The 19,917-nt window shown below is 37.6% G+C and carries 14 protein-coding genes; 8 read left to right on the top strand and 6 right to left on the bottom strand.

Going from position 1 to position 19,917, the window contains the following annotated elements; translation table 11 throughout:
- Positions 1-65: 65 nt before the first annotated feature.
- Positions 66-1,217 (bottom strand): PepSY-associated TM helix domain-containing protein, encoded by a 1,152-nt coding sequence (locus tag ACH3O9_RS01300; protein ID WP_416443598.1) that lies wholly within the window; start codon positions 1,215-1,217, stop codon positions 66-68.
- Between the two features lie 148 nt (positions 1,218-1,365).
- The gene (locus ACH3O9_RS01295; RefSeq protein WP_416443596.1) at positions 1,366-3,744 is read right to left on the bottom strand and encodes a TonB-dependent siderophore receptor; all 2,379 of its coding nucleotides are present in this window, start codon (positions 3,742-3,744) and stop codon (positions 1,366-1,368) included.
- Between the two features lie 217 nt (positions 3,745-3,961).
- Here ACH3O9_RS01295 and nirB point away from each other — a divergent pair, with 217 nt between their 5' ends.
- The 8 genes from nirB (at position 3,962) to ACH3O9_RS01255 (ending at position 16,661) form a co-directional block, all read left to right on the top strand.
- The gene (gene nirB / locus ACH3O9_RS01290) at positions 3,962-6,469 is read left to right on the top strand and encodes a nitrite reductase large subunit NirB (RefSeq protein WP_416443594.1); all 2,508 of its coding nucleotides are present in this window, start codon (positions 3,962-3,964) and stop codon (positions 6,467-6,469) included.
- A 25-nt stretch (positions 6,470-6,494) separates the two neighbouring features.
- Positions 6,495-6,872, top strand: coding sequence for a nitrite reductase small subunit NirD (nirD, locus tag ACH3O9_RS01285; protein ID WP_416443592.1), 378 nt, complete (start codon positions 6,495-6,497; stop codon positions 6,870-6,872).
- Between the two features lie 11 nt (positions 6,873-6,883).
- Entirely contained in the window at positions 6,884-7,462 is a 579-nt protein-coding gene (locus ACH3O9_RS01280; RefSeq protein ID WP_416443590.1) for a DUF4202 domain-containing protein, read from the top strand.
- Between the two features lie 11 nt (positions 7,463-7,473).
- Positions 7,474-9,282 carry an ATP-binding protein gene (locus tag ACH3O9_RS01275; RefSeq protein ID WP_416443588.1) on the top strand — a complete coding sequence of 603 codons (1,809 nt, stop codon included), beginning with the start codon at positions 7,474-7,476 and terminating at the stop codon, positions 9,280-9,282.
- A gap of 56 nt (positions 9,283-9,338) precedes the next feature.
- Positions 9,339-9,989 (top strand): response regulator transcription factor, encoded by a 651-nt coding sequence (locus ACH3O9_RS01270; RefSeq protein WP_416443586.1) that lies wholly within the window; start codon positions 9,339-9,341, stop codon positions 9,987-9,989.
- A 160-nt stretch (positions 9,990-10,149) separates the two neighbouring features.
- A complete protein-coding gene (locus ACH3O9_RS01265; protein ID WP_416443584.1) occupies positions 10,150-11,574 on the top strand; it encodes an MFS transporter in 1,425 nt (474 codons plus the stop codon).
- Positions 11,575-11,700: 126 nt separating this feature from the next.
- Positions 11,701-15,222: a molybdopterin-dependent oxidoreductase gene (locus tag ACH3O9_RS01260; protein WP_416443582.1), complete on the top strand. Its 3,522-nt coding sequence runs from the start codon at positions 11,701-11,703 to the stop codon at positions 15,220-15,222.
- Positions 15,219-16,661: a rubredoxin gene (locus tag ACH3O9_RS01255; protein WP_416443580.1), complete on the top strand. Its 1,443-nt coding sequence runs from the start codon at positions 15,219-15,221 to the stop codon at positions 16,659-16,661. The genes ACH3O9_RS01260 and ACH3O9_RS01255 overlap by 4 nt, the downstream gene beginning before the upstream one ends.
- Here ACH3O9_RS01255 and ACH3O9_RS01250 read toward each other — a convergent pair whose 3' ends face one another.
- The 4 genes from ACH3O9_RS01250 to moaCB form a co-directional block, all read right to left on the bottom strand.
- Positions 16,662-17,072: a lipocalin family protein gene (locus ACH3O9_RS01250; RefSeq protein WP_416443578.1), complete on the bottom strand. Its 411-nt coding sequence runs from the start codon at positions 17,070-17,072 to the stop codon at positions 16,662-16,664. It abuts the gene before it with no gap.
- Between the two features lie 170 nt (positions 17,073-17,242).
- The gene (locus ACH3O9_RS01245; protein WP_416443576.1) at positions 17,243-17,899 is read right to left on the bottom strand and encodes an EndoU domain-containing protein; all 657 of its coding nucleotides are present in this window, start codon (positions 17,897-17,899) and stop codon (positions 17,243-17,245) included.
- Positions 17,900-17,955: 56 nt separating this feature from the next.
- Positions 17,956-18,963 (bottom strand): GTP 3',8-cyclase MoaA, encoded by a 1,008-nt coding sequence (moaA, locus tag ACH3O9_RS01240; protein ID WP_416446597.1) that lies wholly within the window; start codon positions 18,961-18,963, stop codon positions 17,956-17,958.
- Complete coding sequence (gene moaCB / locus ACH3O9_RS01235) at positions 18,956-19,873, bottom strand: bifunctional molybdenum cofactor biosynthesis protein MoaC/MoaB (RefSeq protein WP_416443574.1); 918 nt, start codon at positions 19,871-19,873, stop codon at positions 18,956-18,958. Before moaCB ends, moaA begins: the two co-directional genes overlap by 8 nt.
- Positions 19,874-19,917 lie beyond the last annotated feature (44 nt).

Here is a 19,917-nt window from a genome sequence, read left to right as displayed (position 1 = left end):
TTTTAGAGTAAGTTAATGAAAAAACTAAAGTTTTAATACAGAGCTAAACCCAGAATAACATTTATTTATGAAACAGGAGCCGTTTTAGCATTCTTCTTATTCTTCTTTTTCATTTTGTTCAACCAAATGATAGTTCCAGTTATAGGTAAACTTGTAGCAATAAGGCAGGCTAGAAAATATATTATCTTAGAAAATGTGCCATATATCTGCCCGGTATGGATTGGTTTTATTAGTGAAGCGATCTGAACATTTACCGGCTTATCTCTAAAAATTTCTTTAGATAAAACATTGCCATCCTGAGCAAGTACAAGTTGATCTGCGATTACAGGTGACCAGCTTGAGGTATTTATCTTACGCACACTTAAAGGTTTATTTTCGCCGGAAGGCAAATTAAGTGTTGTTTTACCAGAGTAATCTAGTTCGCGATCAACCACTTTAAGAAGTTGGCTGTATGTTAAAGCAGTTGCAGTAGAATCTAGCGTGGTTTCAATTTTAGGGCCACCGCCACGGTTACCAAATATTTGGGCTCCTAAAACTGCGGTACCGGCATCTCGATACCATGCAAATGACCAGCACAAACCGGTAAGTGACATAATGATTAAAAAAATGCAGGCGTAAAAACCAAGCGTATTATGCAGATCGTGATTAATACGTTTCCAATTTGCTGAAAATTTGATCTTAAAACCCGGTTTTAGGCTCTTCCAGCTTACTTTTTTGGGAAACCACAATACAACTCCGGTAACAGCAATAAAGAAGAAAAATAAGGTTGCGATCCCCACAATAGGTCTGCCTATACTAGAGTCAAATAACAACCAGCGGTGCATTTTAAACATGCTCATAAAAAAACCGTCAAGCGAAGATTTTTCTGCGGCCTGAATATTACCGGTGTATTGATCTACAAAATAAGGAGTGCCTCTTCTGTCTTCAGGTGAAGTTTTTATTCTAAATTCATAAGGAGTTTCTGCAGCGTCACTAATAGTAACGCTTGCCACACTTCCTTCTTTTTTAAGCTTATCTGTGAGATTTTCTATACTTAGCGGTTGAGCTGTGGGAGTAATCTCCATCTCACTCGCTAACAAATCTTTTATCTCTTCTTCAAAAGTGAGCATTGTACCGCTAAGGCACACAAGAAATAAAATTATCCCGCTTCCCAGACCTAACCATAAGTGCACATCATTAATGAACTTTCTAACAGTGTATTTTTTCTTTTTGCTCATCGCGAAAAATATTGAGATAAATTTATATTCTAAACCGATTTTTGCTCACTACAGCCGATTTTTGCGCTAAGATGCTAACTTTTGTGCTTAATACAAACTTTTATTTCCCCGAGGTATACCCACCGGGGAATTAAAAGTTTATGAGGGATTAAAATCTGTAATTGAGTACAGCGGCAAAAGTTCTGGGATCGGTTTGATTAATAAACCTGGTTCTGTATGCGTTGTATCCTATTTCATTAAACAAATTGTTTACCAGTAATCTCACATTCCAGTTTGAGTTAAACTCATAACCTGCCTGAAGATTTACCAGTGTGTAGGCTTCTACATCAAAAGGTTCCTGATTAGGAACAATTCCTTCATGGGTTACAGGTCCTGCAGACCAATCATTGATAGGTCTTTTGCCTGTATAATAAGCACCACCACCCACAGATAATCCTGAAAGATTACCCAGAAAATGATAGTTTGCATATACATTAAATGTATGTTTTGGAGTGTTTAAAGGAGCAGAACCATAAACATAAGATGTGTGTTCTTTGTACTGTGCATCTATATAAGAGTAACCCGTTACAATCTCAAGATTACTTAGTAATCTACCAGTTAATTCTACTTCTACACCTTGGCGCTGATCATTTCCACCTTTTTGATAAAACCCTGTTGCAACCCAATTTTCATCATAAACAGGAAGGTTTATATCCTTGTTATTAATTTTGAAAAAGGTAAGGTTAAATCGCAAGCGGCTGTTAAACCAATTCGTTTTAATACCAGCTTCAAGTTGGTCGTAGCGTTCATTACCTAATTCTTCGCCATTTTCGCTTAAGCGCGAAGCCGAACGTGGATAAGAACTGTTAGTATAAGAAGCAAAAACATTTATATTTGCAAGCGGAGTAAATATTACACCTCCTAACGGGTTAAAAGCATCGCTTTTGTTATTCTCAGTATCCTGAATGGTTTCCGTCGAGCTATAGCGTAAACCTAAGAATGTTTTAAACCAGGAATTAAAAGTAATCACATCCTGAGCTACAAACCCAATAGATTTTGATTCTGCTCCTCCGGTTCTTGCTGCGCCAAATTCGATCGCTGGCAAATCATTTGAGTTAGTGCCAAAAACATCTACCACATCTGCATTATTTGCAGTTAGGCTCAATGTGCTATAATCTGTTTTTCTGTAATCAAAACCTACCTGAAAGGTGTGATAAATAGAACCGGTATATAGTTCGTCACCTATTAAGTCAAATTGTATAACGCTGTTATCATCGCTGCGTGTTGAGGTACTATAACCTCTGTTGCGCATGTTATAAACCGGTTCACCGTCTTCTTCTATAGGATCGCCCAGGCTTGCTCCTTTATCATCAAGATCGAGCTGTGACTTGTAAAAAGCTCCTTTTAAAGTCAATTTATCGGTTAAAGCATGATCCAATCGTATGGCATATGTCGTATTTTCTGTTATAGAACGATCATTTTTATATCCTAAAAAGACATCATGCGGCAGGTCATAAATGGCATTCACATCGTTTTCAGCAAGGTTTACAGTACCAACATCAGGAGTACGACTGTCGTCGAAATAATCCATTTCTAATGTTAATGTCGTCTTGTTAGAAAGCTTCCATTGTAAAGATGGATTAATATAAAATCTTTCAGAAGAAATTCCGGCTCTGTAATTATCTGCTCGTTCTAGTGCTCCGTCAATACGAAAGGCCAATGTTTTCTTTTCGTTTATAGGTCCGTAAACATCAAAAGTAGGTCGCACCTGCCCATAACTGCCTACACGTAAAGAAGCACTTCCGCCAAAGCGATATTTAGGAGTTTTAGTTACAATATTGATTACACCACCCGGACTACCTAAATCTGTAGCAACACCTTGTGTTATAGAAGCGGCACCTTTTAAAACCTGAATATTATCAACACCTTGCATGTCTGTTAGAATACCTGTTCCTCTAAAGTCTGAATGCACGCGCACGCCATTTTTTAGAATAGGAATCCCACGGAAACCTCTTGAGGACATACTCTCTCTTTTATTGCCATAAGTGGCGAAAGTATACACACCGGGAACATTTTTAGTCGCTTCAGAAATAGTAAGCGCTCCCTGATCCTGAATAAGCTTATCAGAAATTACAGAGATACTTTGTATTTGCTCATAAGGCTCAAGCGGAAGACGTGTAAGTGCTTCAATTTTATCAGGATGTTGATCACGACGACCAAAAACTTCTACTGCATCTAGTTCATTATCTGCTGCAAGTGCAAAGTTTAAATCTGTTAATGTTGGCGAATTAAGGTCGATTTTTAAGGATTTTGATTTGAATCCTACTGCGCTTACAGTAACATCCCACGTGCCTTGAGGAATATTTTTTAGAGTAAATTCTCCATCTTCATTTGCGGCAGTACCTTTTTTTAAGGTAACCAGATAGATATTAGCAAAGGGAATCGGTGAATTAGTTTCATCTGTGATTTTCCCGGATATAGTACCCGTATTTTGCGCAAAAAGTGGATTGATAGATATAAAAGTGAGTAAAAGTAGGAGGTAACGCATGATAGTTTATTTAGATTGATTTAACATAACGTGGCAAAAATATATTTACATTCTAAACTGAGCAAGTTTTATTTAGATTTAATTTAAATAATATTTAGTTTATCGTATTATGCGATATTAAGTATGAGCTGATGAAAAGGAAATATTTTAAAATTTTTCACTCCTTGATTTTATATTAAGTATAAATACGTATATTTGAAATATAAAATACGTAGTTATGAAAAAAATTATAGTGGTTGGTAATGGGATGGTAGGCTATAAATTTTGTGAAAAATTGATAGCCAAAGAGAGCAGAAGTCATTTTTCTATAACTGTTTTCGGAGAAGAGCCGCGACCTGCTTATGATCGCGTGCATTTAAGTGAGTATTTCGCAGACAAAAGCGCAGATGAATTATTAATGGCACCACGAGCGTGGTATGAAGAAAATAATATAGAACTACGTACATCAGAATTAATTTCTATAATAAATCTGCATGAGAAGCAGGTTATTACCTATAAGCATCAGGTTTTTGAGTATGATTACTTAGTTCTGGCTACGGGATCTTTTCCGTTTGTGCCGCCTATAAAAGGTTCAGATAAATCTGGAGTATTTGTGTATAGAACTATTGAAGATCTCGATGCAATGAAATCTTATGCATCTAAAATTAAATTTCAGGGTAAATCAAGAGCTGCTGTTTTGGGGGGTGGTCTTCTGGGTCTTGAAGCTGCAAACGCTGCTAAAGAACTTGGTCTTGAGGCGCATGTTGTAGAGTTTGCTCCACGGCTTATGCCGCGGCAGCTTGATCAGGCTGCAAGTGATATGCTTCAGCGTAAAATAGAAAGCCTGGGTATTGGCATTCATTTGGGCAAAGCCACAAAAGAAATTGTGGGCGAGGAACATATTGAGCATATGGATTTTGCAGATGACACAGAGCTGCAAGTTGATATGTTAATCATTTCTGCTGGTATACGTCCTCGGGACGAGCTGGCTGTTAGTGCAGGATTAAAAGTGGGTGACCGTGGTGGTATCTGGGTTGATAATACTATGCGAACTTCAGATGAGTCAGTTTTCGCGATAGGCGAAGCGGCTCTATACAATAATATGATCTATGGTCTTGTTGCTCCCGGCTATGATATGGCAGACGTAGCGGTTGAGCAAATTACGGGTGGTGATAAAGTGATGGTTCCTTCAATAGATATGTCAACGCAGTTAAAATTGATAGGAACTGAAGTTGCCAGTTTTGGAGATCCTTTTATTGAGGGTGATGAGGTTTCTGCGATTGTATATGAAAATAAGCATCGCGGTATTTATAAGCGTATCAACGTAACCAGCGATGGCACAAAACTTCTTGGTGGAATATTAGTAGGTGATTCTTCAGATTACAATACCTTATTTCAGATTTTCATTAATGGAATGAAGTTACCTGAAAATCCTGAAGATCTTATTCTGGGATCTCGCGGCGGCGAAAGCAGTGCAATTGGCAGCGTATTAGATTTTCCTGATACAGCTCAAATTTGCTCTTGTGAAAGTGTGACAAAAGGTACCATTTGCGGAGCTATCACTAGTGAAACTTGTAGTACAGTAGGTGAAGTGATTAAAATGACCAAAGCTTCTACAAGTTGTGGAGGTTGTAAACCTATGGTTGCAGATCTGGTGAAAGAAAGTTTAAAATCCCTTGGGAAAGAAGTTAAAGAGACGATCTGTGAGCATTTTAGCTTTAGCCGTCAGGAATTATATGATCTGGTTAAACTGAATAAAGTTCAAAATTATGACGAGGCTCTAAATATATTTGGTAAAGGTGACGGTTGCGAGGTTTGTAAGCCGGTAATGGCGTCAATTTTTGCCAGTATCTATATGGAAACTGCCAATAAACAACCGGTTATTCAGGATTCTAATGATAGATTTCTGGCAAATATTCAGCGTAACGGAACGTATTCTGTCGTACCTCGCGTTGCTGGTGGGGAGATCACAGCAGATAAATTGATCGCTTTAGGAGCTGTCGCGAAAAAATATGATCTCTATACAAAAATAACCGGTGGCCAGCGTATTGATCTTTTTGGCGCTCAGCTGCACGAACTTCCGCTAATATGGAAAGAATTAATAGAAGCTGGTTTTGAAAGTGGTCACGCCTATGGTAAATCGCTTCGAACAGTAAAAAGCTGTGTTGGTTCAACCTGGTGCAGATATGGCTTACATGAGAGTGTGACTTTTGCCATAGAAATTGAAGAACGCTACAAAGGTTTACGATCGCCACATAAATTAAAAGGTGGAGTTTCCGGATGCATTAGAGAATGTGCTGAAGCAAGAGGTAAAGATTTTGGTTTGATTGCTGTGGAAGGTGGATGGAATCTTTTTGTGTGTGGTAATGGAGGAGCAAATCCCAAACATGCAATTTTACTGGCAGAGCAAATAGATGAAGAAACAGCTATTAAATATTTAGATCGTTTCTTGATGTACTACATACGTACTGCGCCGCCATTGGTGCGTACCGCTCCTTGGCTTGAAAAACTCGATGGCGGCATAGAATATCTAAAAAAGATAGTTGTTGAAGATTCACTAGGAATTGCAGACGAACTGGAAAAGGAAATGCAGGGACTTGTAAATAACTTTGAATGTGAGTGGAAACAAGCAATTGAAGATCCGGAAATGATGAAACGTTTCAAGCATTTTGTGAACAGTGATGATGCAGATGAGAACCTTGTTTTTGTACCTCTTCGCGATCAAAAAATGCCCCAATCCTGGTAAAAATCACCTTTTAAGCTAAAAAATTATGCAAAATATTCTTGACCAATATCAGTCAATCGCAGAAAGTAATGTCATCACCTGGTTTAGGGTTGGCTTTGTTTCAGACTTTCCAGAGAATGGCGGCGCCTGCATTAAATATAAGACAAGACAGATCGCGGTCTACAATTTTACCCGAAAAGATAAGTGGTACGCCTGCCAGAATTTATGTCCACATAAGATGGAAATGGTACTTTCTCGCGGAATGATAGGCGATGCAGAAGGCATACCAAAAATTGCCTGCCCGCTTCATAAAAAAACATTTTCATTAGAAGATGGATCTAATTTAAATGGAGATGATTTAAACATTGCCGTGTATCCGGTAAAAATTCAGGATGAAAACGTGTATATTGGCTTTGCAGATTAATTACACTTTAAATGACAAAAATAGAACAGGCAGCGGCTCTAATAGATGAGAAGAATTCGCAGGATCCTCATATAGAAATAGCAGCAGGAAAAGAATATCCTAAAGAGCTTTTGTACTCATTGCGCATGGTACAAAAGCTTTTGCAGTTTAAACCTGATGCTTCAGAAGAGTTACAAATAGCAGCTCGTGCACAGCACATCTGCCGCTGGATGAGTCCGCGTGAGCAATATCCTATGGATCGCATTGGTTATTTAAAATGGCGTGAAGATCTTAAGAAAATGCATGCCGATATTACTGCCAAAATACTGGAAAAAACAGGTTATTCTGCCGATTTTATAGATCGGGTTTCTTTCCTTATTAAAAAGAAACTCATTAAAAAAGACGAGGGAACACAAACCCTTGAAGATGTAATATGCCTAGTTTTTCTGGAAAATTACCTTGAGGAATTTGCAGCAAAGCATCCCGATGAAAAAATTGTTGATATACTTCAAAAAACCTGGGGAAAAATGTCTGAAGAAGGCCATGAGGCTGCACTCCAACTTCCACTCACACCTCACAGCATGGAGCTAATTAAGAAAGCACTGGCTTAAAATCAGGTTTTATGGCCGGGAATTCTAATTCGTTGGACCAAAGTACATTTAATAAGCTACGGCGGTTGTATATAATTGCCCTAAGCGCCATAGCGCTTTCGGTAATAATTAGCCAGATTCTTATTCATGTTTATCTCAATGATCAAAATGACGATTCAAGAGTTGTAAACGTCGCGGGCAGGCAGCGCATGCTCAGTCAAAAACTTACCAAAGAAATCCTGCTACTTTCTTCAACAGATGAGCCAGACGATCGTAGGCAACTTCTCGAAAATATTAAGAATACACAAAGTCAGTGGAAAATTTCACATGAGGCCTTACAATCTGGCAGTGACAGTTTAGGTCTTCCGGGCAATAACAGCACAGTTATCGCTGAAATGTTTGCCCAGATAAAGCCATATTATGAGAATATGCTTGAAGCTTCAAACAGGCTTATTTACATAGTAGAAACTGATCCAGCTTTCGCGAAAGCAGACATCGCTACTCAGGTTGAAAATATAAATGCTAATGAGGATGAATTCTTACAATTAATGGATTCTATCGTAAATCAGTATGATGTAGAAGCTAACAATAAAGTAAACAGGTTGCGCAATCTTGAGTTGCTCATCATGGTTGTAACGCTATTGCTTTTGCTAGGCGAATTTCTATTTATATTCTGGCCCACGGCCAAAGCTGTAAAAGGCAGTATGCGCGAGTTGATGGAAGCTGAAAAAACCTCAAAAAAAATGGCTATAAATGCCGATTTATTGAGCACAGCGAAAGAAAAATCGGTTAGAGAACTGCGAGCTTTAAGCCAGGCGATGAATCAGACTTTATTATTCGCGCGCATTGATTCTAATGGTTTTATAGTACATATGGGCGATAAATTCTCCCGGCTTTTCAAGTTCAGAAGATTTAATAATACAGAGAAATTTTCAGAAGTACTGTCAATAAGAGTTAAAGAACAGCAAGTTATTGATGCTATTATTCTTGAGAACAGGAAGACCGGCTGGCAGGGCGAAATTAAAGCCACAACAAAAGATGAAGAGTCTATCTGGCTTGATATGTCTATTGTTCCTTTTACAGCAAGTGATGAGCGTGCCGAGCTACTTATTATTTGCCTGGACATTACAAAGCGTAAAGAAGCACAGCTTGAGATAGAGCGATTAAATAAAGCCAACTTTGAGGAGAAGATCCATCAGCAAAAAGTAGTATCAAGACAGATAATTGAAAATCAGGAAAAAGAGCAAAATCGAATTGCCAAAGATCTGCATGACGGGATAGGGCAGATGCTTACGGGTCTTAAATTTAATATTGAGAGTATTGATCTGACTGATACCAAAAAGGCCGTTTCAAAAATTGATAACCTCAAAACGCTGACTTCCAATATTATTAAAGGTGTACGTACTGCAACTTTTAATCTTACTCCGCCAGAACTAACAGATCACGGTATTGTTCCCGCATTAACTAAAATGACACAGGAACTATCTAAACTCACTGCGAAAAATATTATACTCTTTAATAAAACAGATTTTAATCTTCGCTTAGACTCTTTGGTCGAGATCAATATCTATCGTATTACCCAGGAAGCTATAAATAATGCTGTTAAATATGCCGAGTCAAGTCATATTATAGTCAGCCTAAGCCATAGTCAGGAACTACTAAGTATAACTATTGATGACAATGGGAAAGGTTTTGATCCTACTAAGGTAAAAAGAGCAATAGGTGAAGGCGGTATGGGTATGACATTTATGCGAGAACGCGTTAAATATATCAATGGCAGACTATTTATGCATTCTTCTCCCAATGAAGGTACAAGAATTACACTAAATGTACCTATTTAATAATTTTAGGATATTTTTACTTAAATTAAATCACTAATTCTCAAAATTAAGACCTGATGGATACCATTAATATAGTTTTAGCAGATGATCATGTGTTGGTGCGAGACGGTATAAAAGCCCTCCTGGAAGATGAACAGGATATTGTTGTTATTGATGAAGCATCAGATGGTCGAGAGGCCCTTAAGGTGATTGAGAAAAATAAACCTCATTTACTTATAGTAGATATACGTATGCCGTATCTTAATGGTATAGAGGTGGTGCAGGAAATTAAACAACGGCATCCTGATATAAAAACACTTGTGCTTTCAATGCACGATTCTGAAGAATACGTACTTAAATCAATACAGGCAGGTGCAGACGGTTATTTATTAAAAGGAGCGAGCAAAGAAGAATTTCTTAAAGCTTTACACACAGTTGCTGCAGGCGGAAAATACTTTGCCGGAGATATTTCATCTATTCTTATCAAGAATTTAAATGGGAATGGTCATATTTCAAAAACCCCAACAGCCAGCGCAGAATTTAATCTTACTAAAAGAGAGCGTCAGATTTTAGATCTTGTACTTGAGGGATTAAGCAATAAGGAAATAGGAGAGCAACTCGATATAAGTAAGCGTACGGCTGAGGTTCACCGCTTTAACCTCATGAAAAAGCTTGATGTTAAGAACCTTATGGAACTAGCAAACAAAGTAAGAGAGCTTAATTTTTAGGTTTTATCCTGCTGAAAGTGATTTATTTAATAGCATTTTAAGAATTATCTAAAATTTAGACACTATTATTTAAAATCTAATAATTATTCAGAAATACGTACTTTATACGTAATTATATAAGTATTTATACTTAATTTTATCCGTATAAAAACCACGTATTATGAGCGATATAACTTCAACTAAAGCAACGCGTCTTAATCTGCGCGATTTTAAAAGTGTTCCTATGCGAACATTTTGGATTACTTCAATAGCCTTTTTCATGTGTTTCTTTGCATGGTTTGGTATAGTGCCATTCATGCCAGACGTAGTAAGAGATCTGGGATTGTCGCCGGCTCAAAAATGGAATTCAGTTATTCTGGCTGTTACAGGAACTGTATTTGCACGTCTTCTTATAGGTAAATTATGCGATAAATACGGGCCACGTCTATGTTATACATGGCTTCTTACTTTAGGTGCGATTCCCGTGATACTCTGCGGTTTCGTGCAAACGCCGCTTCAATTTCTTATCTGTAGATTATTTATTGGTTTTATAGGAGCTTCATTTGTAATTACACAGGTTCATACATCCTTAATGTTTGCATCTAATGTTGTAGGTACTGCAAACGCTACTTCTGCAGGTTGGGGTAACCTTGGTGGGGGAGCTAATAGATTAGGTATGCCTTTAATTGCGGCAGCAGTTGTTGGTATTGGCGTGGCTCAGGCTGATGCATGGAGATATTCTATGATTATTGCCGGTGTAATTTGCTTTTTGATGGGTGTGGTTTATTATTTCTGTACTCAGGATACACCTCGTGGAAATTTTAAAGATTTACGAGAAAGTGGTGAAGCCGTATCGACTAAAAAGAAAGATGAAGTGGGCTTTCTGGAAGCACTAAAAGATTACAGAGTTTGGATTCTTTTTCTGGTATATGCAGCATGTTTTGGCATAGAGTTGACCGTGTATGGAACAATGGATGATTATCTACAAAATACATTTCAACTTGACAGACTTACAGCGGGAAACATAGTTCTTTCTTTTGCTCTTATGAATATTTTTGCCCGGACTACGGGTGGATACTTTGGTGATAAATTCGGGAAACTAAAGGGCTTACGCGGAAGAGTTTTATTTCTTGCCGCAATTCTATCTGTAGAAGGTCTCATGCTAGTTTTCTTTTCTACGATTACAGGTGTAGTTGCCGGGATAGCTTTTCTTATAGCGTTTAGTTTGTCTGTACAAATGGCAGAAGGCGCAACATTCTCTGTAGTTCCTTTTATAAATAAGAAAGCGATAGGTTCAATATCAGGGATTGTAGGTGCCGGTGGGAACGTAGGCGCATTTCTGGCAGCCTTATTACTTAAATCAAAATCTGCAGTGGCAGAACAGGCAGCAATTGCGGCTAACAATGGTCTGGGAGAAGAAGCAGTTAAAGCCGCACAATCAGCAGCTGCTGCAGGAGCAGTTTCCAGCGGGTACTTTCTTATAGGAATAGTTGTAGCTGTAACAGGTATCTGTGCTTTGGCAATACGCTTCTCTATAGAGGATGAAAAAGTTGCAGCTATAGAATCAGGATATTCTGCTGAAAATCTTATCCCTGTAAATAGTTAAAAATCGGCTCAATAATTATCGATTTTGAGAACATTTTGACCGTTTTTTAAAGCATTGGTAATTTTTGAGGTGACACTTTTATCTTACCCTTAAAACGCTGAACTTAGTATATTAATCATCCTGTAAATGCTGAAGAACGAAATAAAAACGACTTGTTCGTATTGTGGTGTAGGTTGTGGGATTGTAGTTAAAAAGGATTCAAAAAACCGCGTTTCTGTTGAAGGTGATAAGGACAATCCTGTTAACAGGGGTATGCTATGTTCTAAAGGAAGAAATTTACACTACGTAGTAAATGATACTTCAGATCGTATTTTATATCCTCAAATGCGCTGGAGCAGGTCTCATCCTAAAGAAAGAGTAAGCTGGGATACAGCGCTTGATCGGGCGGCCAGTGTGTTTAAATCAATTATTAAAAAACACGGTCCTGATAGTGTTGGGTTTTATGTTTCTGGCCAATGCCTTACTGAAGAATATTACATAGCTAATAAACTTACAAAAGGTTTTCTTGGTACGAATAATATAGATACAAATTCACGGCTTTGTATGAGTTCTGCTGTGGTTGGGTATAAAAAGACCTTTGGTGAAGACTCAGTTCCTATTTCATATGCAGATATTGAATTGGCCGACTGTTTTTTGATTGCTGGCGCGAACCCTGCTTGGTGTCATCCTATTTTATTTAGAAGGCTAGAACAGCACAAAGAGAAAAATCCCGATGTTAAAATTATTGTGGTTGATCCACGAAAAACGGATTCTGCTGCTTATGCAGATATTCACCTTCAGATACTTCCCGGGACAGATGTTTACTTATTTAACGCCATAGGAAGATGCCTTTTAGAGCGTGGACTAATAGATAATAATTTCATTAAAAATCATACTGAAGGTTTTCAGCGCTATAAAGAACAAATAGGAGCGACAACCGTTAAAAAAGCGGCTCAAATTTGCGGAATTACAGAAAAGGAAATTCGTAAAGCCGCTGATACAATAGGTTTATCAAAAGCCTTTATCAGCATGTGGGCGATGGGTCTAAACCAAAGTGTTATTGGTACAAATAAAAATTTCGCTTTGCTTAACCTTTCATTAATTACAGGTCAGGTAGGGAAGCCAGGTTCGGGGCCATTTTCTCTTACCGGGCAGCCCAATGCGATGGGAGGTCGTGAAGTAGGTGGTATGGCAAACTTGCTTGCTGTACATAAAGATCTTGCAAATCCACAGCACAGGGAAGAAGTAGCTCAGTTCTGGGGAGTAAATGAAATTTCTGGGAAACCGGGATACACCGCTACAGAAATGTTTGAAGCTTTAGAAAAAGGTGATCTTAAAGCGGTATGGATTGTTTGTACGAATCCGTCTGTGAGTTTACCCAATTCAGGCAGTATAGAAAAAGCATTAAAAAATGCGAAATTCGTAGTAGTTCAGGATATTTCTTACAGATCAGATAGTATTGAATATGCAGATCTGGTTCTGCCCGCCGCTGGTTGGTTAGAGAAAGACGGAACCATGACTAATTCTGAGAGAAGGATTGCATATCTGCCCAAAGCGATTAATCCGCCCGGTGAAGCGCGCCCCGATGTAGAAATACTTTGTGATTTTGCACAGCGAATGGGTTTTAGGGGTTTCAACTATAATAGTACTGAAGAGATTTATCAGGAATATTGCTCGATGACGAAAGGAACAAACATTGATGTTTCTTACCTCAGTCATGACCGACTTAAGAACGAAGGTACTTTTCAATGGCCGGTTAATGAATATCGCCATACCGGTACACCAAGACTTTTTGAAGACAAAGAATTTTATACACCTTCAAAAAAAGCAATATTCAATGTACCGTATATTGTTCATAACACATCCATTCAGCCAGATGCAGAATTTCCACTCATTCTCACAACAGGAAGGGTGCGCGATCAATGGCATACAATGACAAAAACCGGTAAGGTTTCACGTCTAAAAACGCACTATTCAAAACCAGTACTTGAAATCAATCCTGTAGACGCTTATATAGCAGGTGTAAAAGATGGCGATGTAGTTGAGATAAAAAGCCCTAACGGACTCGTAAGATTAAGAGCAAATGTTACAGAAAACATTCGCAAAGGAGTTGTTTTTCTGCCTATGCATTGGGGAAAACAGCTGCAAAGTGATCTAAATCGCGCAAACAATCTTACGCATACAATAATAGACCCACAGTCTAAAGAACCAGATTTTAAATTTACCGCAGTAAGTGTGAGTAAGTATAAAAAGCCGGTTGAAAAGATAATAATTGTAGGTGCTGGTGCTGCGGCTTTTAGATTTGTGCAGAATTACCGAGAAAATAATAGTAAAGATGAAATTCATGTTTTTTCTCAAGAACCAGAACCTTTCTATAACCGGGTTTTGCTACCGGAATATGTTACTGAAGAACTTACTTGGGAGCAACTGTTGAAGATAAAAGAAAGAGAATTAAAGCGTTTAAACATACAAATACACGGTAATAATCTCATTCAGGAAATAGACCGCGATAATAACTGTATTACTGATGCGCAGGGTTATCATCATCGTTATGATAAGCTAATTTTAGCCACGGGTAGCAGACCTTTTGTGCCTAAAGAAGCACAATTAAATTTACCGGGGCGATTTACATTACGCAGCAAATTTGATGCAGATCGTTTTAAAAATTATCTTGATAATATTAATCTTCCCGCAGAAGAAAAGCACGTCGTTATTGTAGGTGGTGGTTTGTTAGGACTTGAACTCGCAGCTGCACTTAAGCATAAAAATGTAAAAATAACGATAGTACAACGTTCCTCAAGTTTGATGGAACGCCAGCTCGATAGAACTTCCAGTAAGCTGCTGGCTTTAGACGTTCAGGAAAGAGGGATACAGATTTATTTTGATAACGAAGTAAGCACCGTTTTTGATGAGGATGATAGTGGCGAACTTAATATTACGCTACGCAGTGGAAAGATTATTACCGCTCATGCCATTGTGTATGCCATTGGTACACGGCCAAATATAGAAATAGGCAAAGAGGCAGGTTTATTATCTGGACGAGGTATAAAAGTGAATCGGCATTTACAAACTTCAGATCCTAATATTTTCGCTATTGGCGAAATTGCAGAATTTAAAGACAAGCTTTTTGGTATCACTTCTGCCGCTGAGGAGCAGGCTAACGTGCTTGTGAATTATATTTCAGGTGATATAAGCAGTTGGTATGATGGTTCAGTGTTGATGAATATATTAAAATTTAATGATCTTAATTTGTGTAGTATTGGCGAGATACGAGTACCTGAAAATGATGATAGTTATGAAGAGATCATTTTTACAGATGTAAGTAAGCGATATTATAAAAAATGCATTATTAAAGATGATCTTCTTGTGGGTGCAGTGCTCATGGGAGACAAAAATGAATTTGCCGAATTTAAAATGCTTATTGAAAGTAAAATCGAACTCGCAGATAAACGCGATGAATTGCTTAGAGGAGCATCAACTAATAAACCTGTTATAGGTAAGCTTGTGTGTTCATGCAGTCCTGTAGGTGAAGGGAATATTGAAGAAGCTATAGCCGGCGGTTGTACAGATTTTACCGAATTGTGTAATCAAACGGGCGCCGGATTGGGGTGCGGTAGTTGTAAAACAGAAGTAAGAGAAATTCTTAATAATTCAAAAGTGCCGGCATGAGAAAGAACCTGTCCCGTATTGTTGTAAAAGGGGGTGTTCTTTCACCGGCCGAATTAAAAAGCATTGTTGAGGCAGCAGAAGAATTGAATTTAAATTATATTTCATTTGGTTCCAGACAGGATATACTTTTTCCGAAAGAACTTGAGGAAGAGGAAATTAATAGACTTGATAAACTTCAGATTGTTTCTCACGGAGTAGTTGGACCCGAAAATATTGTATCATCATATGTTTCAGCCTCAATATTTGCAAATACTTCCTGGCTCACCGGTGACAGATACTTATATGTTCTGGAGCAATTTAGATACAATCCCGGGCTAAAAATTAATATCACAGATCCTAAACAACGTATAGTTCCTTTATTTACGGGGCATTTAAATTTTATCGCTTCAGAACATGAAGATTATTGGTATCTCTATGTGAGATTACCGGGATGGGACGATACTAAGATGTACCCGGCACTTATTTACAGCTGGGACATCGCTAAGGTTGCCTATGAAATAGAAAATATACTACAGGAAGAGCCTGAAACGGTTGAGATGATTTTTGATCTTGTGAGTGACGCTGTAGATACAAACAATCGCACGGTAGATAAACCGCTGTCAGTTCCGTTTTATCCTTTCCCATATTATGAGGGTATGAACCGAACCGGATCAGATAAATACTGGTTGGGCCTTTATTGGCGAAACAATAAATATGATATCACTTTTCTTAAAGCGCTGTGTGATCTGTGTGCCGAAAGTAAAATAGGAAAAATCTCCCTTACACCCTGGAAATCGTTTATTATACGGGGAATACCCGCTGAATCTAAACTTGTGTGGGAGAAACTTTTGGGTAAATTCGGTATAAATGTACGCCACTCTATGCTTGAGTTAAATTGGCATCTTCCGGTAGATAATGCTGATGCTTTGAGCCTGAAAAAATTTCTGGTAGCTGATTTTGATCAGAATGATATAAGCACATACGGACTCACTTTCGGAATCACAGACTATACCCGAAAAGCGTATTATTTCACCTCAATTGTGATTGAAAAGAACAGGCCTCCTAAGGAATTGGGTAATTTTATTATTCGGGATACTTACAATCTTCTTTATGCTAAGAATTTTGATCCCAATACACGCGATTATATTGTGCATGTACAGGATGTTGATAAAGTAGAGCTTCCCGGGCTCTTGATGGAATTAAGTAAAATGTACTTTGACCAACTGGGCACCGAAAAAGAGGAGGTGAAAAGTATCGAAGAGCCAAAACAAGAAAATAAAGTTGAGGTGTATCAATGCGCAGAATGCCTCACTATTTATGATCCTGCTTATGGCGATATAACTCAGAATGTAAAACCGGGGACTTCATTTAATTCATTACCTGACGAATATATATGCCCGGTATGCGATGCACCGAAAAATCATTTTGAAAAGAAAATGGTTGTAGAGTATATCGAGTAGTTAATTTACTTTTATATATTTTTCACCACAGCCTTCTATACAATATTGGCCTATAACTAAATTCCTACCTTCAAAATTAAAGAGAACTTTACAACTAGCAGTGGTAATGGTATCCCCATCTATACTATATGTTTCAGTAGTATCTTCAGTTGTTGAGGTGTTTATATAGCAAATTGTACCGTTAGTAACTGTAAGTTGCCCGTCTAAAGAAAATTCTAGAGTTTTATCAAAATCAGTTGGTTCATAAGTGCCACTGCCGTCTCCGGGATCTGAATATATTTCTGTTAATTTCCATTTTCCGATAAGGTCAGAATCCTGCAAAACGATTGGTTCCTGATCGTCGTCATTGCAACTAATGAGAGCAAAAGAAAATAATAATGATAGAATTAAAAGTGGCTTGATGGTTTTCATAGAATAATTTTGGTTTGCTTATAAGATGAAAATTTAGCCAAAAGGTTGCGTGTGCAAAAAAAAAATTATCCCTTTATCGGTGTCTTTACCTCATTTTTGCTGGTAACATAGATTTTTTGAATTTGGCTCTTAGCCGCCATTTCTGTATACGTAGTTGGCAACTGATACATTTAGAGCAAAGGATAGATTGTTTTTATCTTACCATCTTTTATTTGTAAAATCACTTTTATTCCATTACTGGTTTCAGATTCTATTTTTCTATTTCCTTCATTTGGTAATTTAATTCGTTCTATTGCGTATTTACACTCAGATAAAACATTCCCTCTATTCCAAGTTATAGGAAAAAAGGTGCTAGCCAATTTTTTTCTTAACCATTTGTTTGTTCTGTGATCAAAGTATTCAATTTTTGCAGAAAACACACCGGTTTCTTTGTTTTTCGCTATCAATTCAATAATTCTAACCTTTTGCTTATCATAATAGTGGACTCCTGTGACGTCACTATTTGATACTCTTCCATTTACAGCGTGTAAATACACATCCATAGTTTCAGCATTAAATGAAATGCCTTTAGGGTGAAATATAAATTCGCTCGGCTTAATTATATTTGTTTCTACAAGAATTTTTTGCGCTCTTCTTGGGTTGTTCGATATTAGATTTTTAAAAATTGTAGAATTTTTCTTCAATCCTCGTATGGAATTATACGGCCCTTCACCATCAGCAAATGTAGTAGGGAAGTTAAAAGGAACCTTAATTATAAACTCACCTGCTTTCAATGCCTGTTTATCAGTTGAAATCCCATTAGGAACAATGAAGTATTTAAATTCCATGTTTATGGCAACTTTATTATAATAGAAGTTTTCCAAAGGTTGCGTTCTCCAAAAAATTATCCTCCTATTGTGATCATGCTGCGGTTGTTGTTGTGCAGATCTGGATTGTTGAGTTTTTCAAAAGTATCCATTCCGGAACGCACCGCTTTTTTCTTATAAATAGATGAGAATATTAATTCTTCAACAGATTCATTATTTCTGTAAGCCGAAAGTAAATCTGTCTCTTTATTAGAGAAGAGGCAGTTTTTTATTTTTCCATTAGCCGTAAGACGAATGCGGTTACAACTATCACAAAACGGATTACTTACCGAACTTATGATCCCAAAATTCCCTTTAAAACCCTTTACCTGAAAATTACGCGAAGTAAAATTCTTTTCATTTTCAAGCTGTGCATAGTTTTCACTACCAAAATAAGCATCAGCTTTTTCCAGAATTTCCTGCTGAGTTACCAGTTTATTTTTATTCCATTTATTACCATCAAAAGGCATAAATTCAATAAAACGGATCGATATTGGTAGGGTTTGGGTGAGTTTTATAAAATCTACGATTTCGTCTTCATTGAAGTCTTTCATCAAGACTACATTCATCTTCACGTTAAACCCGTTTTCTATCAATAAAAAGATATTTTCGTAAGCCTTTTTAAACTGATCTCTACGAGTAATAAATTTGAATTTTTCTTCCTGAAGCGAATCCAAACTTACGTTAATATCATTAAGGCCATACTTTTTAAAATCATCCATAAAACGATCTACGAGAATCGCGTTGGTTGTGATTGAAAGCTTAACATCCAGCGTAGATAATTTCTGCAGCAGAACACTAAAATCCTTTCGCACCAGCGGCTCGCCACCAGTTAACCGAATTTTACTAACACCATTGTCTGCAAATATTTTGGCTATTGCAAACAATTCATCAGTCGTCATCAATTCTGGTCGGGGAGTGAGTGTAACGCCATCTTTAGGCATGCAGTAGGTACAACGCAAATTGCATTTTTCACTTAGCGAAATACGCAAATAGTTGTGCTTACGCCCAAAAGAATCGGTTAATATATTTTGATTTTCAAACATTTGTATCGTGTTGTGCTCCACGTAATATTTTAAAAACGTGCAGCAAATGTGGGAACACAGCCTCCATAGACTCTTTTGCTCCATTAGTTGAACCGGGTAAAGCCAGAACCAGACAATTTCCTATTGTGCCGGCAACGCTTCGCGAAAGCATGGCATATGGCATACGTTCTTGCCCATAATTGCGTATGGCTTCTTCAATTCCCGGTATTTTTCGTTCTAAAATAGGTTCTAAAGCTTCGGGAGTTACATCGCGGAATGATAATCCTGTTCCGCCCGTAAAAATGACGAGATTGTTATCTTCAGCGTATTCTAAAGCCTTACTTCGTATCAGTTCGATCTCGTCAGGAATAACTTCATAAGAAGCAATTTTGACATCGTGACTTTCCAGTTTTTCTATAATTGCTTTACCAGCGAAATCTTCTTTTTTCCCGGCAGAAATCGTATCTGAACACACAATAACACAAGCCTTTAAAGTTGAAGGTCGCTGATCTTTAAAACTGCTTTTTCCACCTTTTTTGTTGACTAAACGTATGTTGCCAATAACAATTTGCTTGTCAATAGGTTTCAACATATCATACATGGTAAGCGCAATAACCGATGCGCCGTGCATGGCTTCTACTTCAACTCCGGTTTTATAAACGGTCTTTACTTTAATGAGAATTTTTATAGTTAACCCATCAACTTCATAACTTACCGAAGTAAATTCAATCGGCAGCGGGTGACAGTCCGGAATAGTGATATGCGTATTTTTAACAGCAAATAATCCGGCGGTTTTTGCCATTTCAAACACATTTCCTTTGGGCACTGTATTATTCACAACAGCGTCAATTGTTTCCTGCTTACTAACAGTAACCGTTGCTTCTGCCGTGGCTATGCGTAACGTTTTTATTTTATGAGTTATATCGACCATTTGGTTTGGGTAATCTGGTTTTCTGGTAATTGATTATTTGTTGA

The organism is Leeuwenhoekiella sp. A16, from assembly GCF_047946675.1.
Lineage (GTDB): Bacteria > Bacteroidota > Bacteroidia > Flavobacteriales > Flavobacteriaceae > Leeuwenhoekiella.
Note: the sequence above shows the minus strand (reverse complement) of the source record. Positions and strands in the feature narration are given on the sequence as shown.

Bases quoted from the DNA above. Each gene is read 5' to 3' on its own strand.
- moaCB (WP_416443574.1), bottom strand. From the start codon at position 19,873: ATGGTCGATATAACTCATAAAATAAAAACGTTACGCATAGCCACGGCA.
- ACH3O9_RS01275 (WP_416443588.1), top strand. From the start codon at position 7,474: ATGGCCGGGAATTCTAATTCGTTGGACCAAAGTACATTTAATAAGCTA.
- ACH3O9_RS01300 (WP_416443598.1), bottom strand. From the start codon at position 1,217: ATGAGCAAAAAGAAAAAATACACTGTTAGAAAGTTCATTAATGATGTG.
- ACH3O9_RS01280 (WP_416443590.1), top strand. From the start codon at position 6,884: ATGACAAAAATAGAACAGGCAGCGGCTCTAATAGATGAGAAGAATTCG.
- nirB (WP_416443594.1), top strand. From the start codon at position 3,962: ATGAAAAAAATTATAGTGGTTGGTAATGGGATGGTAGGCTATAAATTT.
- ACH3O9_RS01250 (WP_416443578.1), bottom strand. From the start codon at position 17,072: ATGAAAACCATCAAGCCACTTTTAATTCTATCATTATTATTTTCTTTT.
- moaA (WP_416446597.1), bottom strand. From the start codon at position 18,963: ATGTTTGAAAATCAAAATATATTAACCGATTCTTTTGGGCGTAAGCAC.
- ACH3O9_RS01255 (WP_416443580.1), top strand. From the start codon at position 15,219: ATGAGAAAGAACCTGTCCCGTATTGTTGTAAAAGGGGGTGTTCTTTCA.
- nirD (WP_416443592.1), top strand. From the start codon at position 6,495: ATGCAAAATATTCTTGACCAATATCAGTCAATCGCAGAAAGTAATGTC.
- ACH3O9_RS01270 (WP_416443586.1), top strand. From the start codon at position 9,339: ATGGATACCATTAATATAGTTTTAGCAGATGATCATGTGTTGGTGCGA.
- ACH3O9_RS01265 (WP_416443584.1), top strand. From the start codon at position 10,150: ATGAGCGATATAACTTCAACTAAAGCAACGCGTCTTAATCTGCGCGAT.
- ACH3O9_RS01295 (WP_416443596.1), bottom strand. From the start codon at position 3,744: ATGCGTTACCTCCTACTTTTACTCACTTTTATATCTATCAATCCACTT.
- ACH3O9_RS01260 (WP_416443582.1), top strand. From the start codon at position 11,701: ATGCTGAAGAACGAAATAAAAACGACTTGTTCGTATTGTGGTGTAGGT.
- ACH3O9_RS01245 (WP_416443576.1), bottom strand. From the start codon at position 17,899: ATGGAATTTAAATACTTCATTGTTCCTAATGGGATTTCAACTGATAAA.